Source organism: Ercella succinigenes (assembly GCF_900002895.1).
The window spans coordinates 1-2165 of record NZ_CDHP01000031.1; the positions used below are offsets into that span (position 1 = coordinate 1).

The 2165-nt window shown below is 29.2% G+C and carries 2 protein-coding genes; both read left to right on the forward strand.

What is annotated here, in order from left to right:
- Positions 1-137: 137 nt before the first annotated feature.
- Positions 138-947, forward strand: coding sequence for an ATP-grasp fold amidoligase family protein (locus AC0KSB_RS07680; RefSeq protein ID WP_472307944.1), 810 nt, complete (start codon positions 138-140; stop codon positions 945-947).
- Positions 948-1036: 89 nt separating this feature from the next.
- A complete protein-coding gene (locus AC0KSB_RS07685; RefSeq protein WP_472307946.1) occupies positions 1037-2128 on the forward strand; it encodes a glycosyltransferase in 1092 nt (363 codons plus the stop codon).
- Positions 2129-2165 lie beyond the last annotated feature (37 nt).

The following is a 2165-nucleotide window of genomic DNA, read 5'->3' on the forward strand; positions in this document are numbered from 1 at the left end:
CTGTCCTCGCAGCACCGCATCAAATACTTTTTCCAGTAATTTCGCCACCCCGTTCTCCCGATTTCCAAGCATAAGGTCTTTAAGAATTTCGTCTTCCAGTGTAAGATGTACTTGAGCCATGATCTCATTCCTTTCAGTTGTTAGTTTCGCAAAACCTATTATACCGAAAGCGAGCTCGTGGCTCTTTTTTATTTCTCAATTTACACCAAGTATACGGACTTTATCTGAATGACGATAATCCTATGATTGCTGTGATTACAGATAAATATAAAGTTAGAGAATATGTTTCACAAAAAATAGGGGAAGAAGTTTTGATTCCTTTGTTATGGGTAGGCAAAAGTTTAGACCAAATTGCGTTTGACGATCTGCCTAAATCCTTCGTTTTGAAATGCAATGAAGGAAGCGGTAAAAATTATATAGTAATTGATAAAACAAAAATTGACAGAAAAGAAATGATAAAAAAAACTCAGATATGGCTTAAGTCAAATTTCTCTTATATGTTTGGAAGAGAACGTTGCTATCAGAACACAGAGCGGCTTTTGTTGATTGAAAAATATATAGGTAGCAGTACATCTCTACCTGTTGATTATAAGTTTTTTATGACAGAAGGAAAATTTATTTTGTTAGAATATTGTTTTAGCAGAGTAATAAATGAACAAAGAAATGTCAAAATAGAATACTTAGATTCAAATTTGAACTCCTTTGAAAAAAAATCTAGTTTTAGTAAACCGATCAATTTTGATAAAATGCTAAAATTTGCGATGACATTGTCTGAAAAATTCAAATTTGTAAGAGTTGATTTTTATTCTGTAGACGATAAAATTTTTTTTGGAGAAATGACGTTGTATCCAAGTTCTGGTTGGAAAGTTTTTCCTCAAAATAGTATAGATGAAAAATTAGGAGAAGAAATTAAATTAGCAGATATTATGATAAGAAAAAACAAATAAGGTTCTTTTCAAAATTATAGTATTAACAAATATTTAGTAACTACTTTGCAATAATAATATGATTGATAAGAAGCATAATTGAGGTAAAAATGAAAATAATCTTTGTTAGAAATAAAAATATATCTCCGGCTGGATTTTATAGGATTTGCCAGTATGTAAATGAAAATGATGATATTATTATTAGCCAATATTCGGTAGATTCATATTACAAATCAATATTGCCTAGAAAAATAAGGATGTTATTCTATGGCTTTATTCCTGGTTATTTAAGAAGAGTATATGTGATTTTAAAAGCTTTAAAAAGCAGAGATTCAGTAGATATATTTGTCCAAAGAAGAATTTTTGTTAAAAAAACTTTTTGGCTGGATCGCTTTCTTTTAAAAAAGTTGTTTGCAAAAGCAAATAGAATTATTTGGGATTTTGATGATAACATATTCAGTAATAGTGAAATAACTGAATACGAAACCAAATTACTAATCAACAATTCGGATGATATAGTTGTGCCAAATAAATTTTTAGCAAATAAAATCATAGAAAGTTCAGCTAAAATTCATTTTATTCCCACTACCGATGCTTCTTTTGAAAGTATTCGCTTAGATCTAATAAATGAAAAACGTAAAAAAAATTACGATAATGAAATTAAAATTTTATGGCTAGGCACTCGTTCTAATATTAAGTATTTAATTGGGATATTACCTTTTATTGATGAAGCTGCGAGAATTCTTGAAGAAAAAGGAAAGAGAATAACTTTGATAAATGTTTCAGATGCAAAGATAGTATCTGAATATAATAATGTTAGTATAAAAAATATCAGATGGAAAAGGGAAATAGCGATAAAAGAAATGCTAGCTTGTCATATTGGACTAATGCCTTTAGAAACAAACAACTACACTTCAGGCAAAGCTGCTTTTAAAGCTATTCAGTATATGAGTGCAGGAATGCCTACAATACTATCTCCAGTAGGATACAATAGAGAAATAATTACTCATAGCAAAAATGGTTTTTTCGCAAAAGATGGCGAAGAGTGGACCAGATATATTATATCTTTGAGTGTAGATTATTGCTTTTGGGAAAATTTTTCAGAGCAATCACGTAAAAATTGGGAAGACAATTTCAACTCAAAGGATATTAGAAAATTTTATAGAGATTTGCTCGGAATAAACAATGCTGAAAGGGGTTAGAAGTTGAATTATTTTTTATCTTTGCTTATTTTATTAT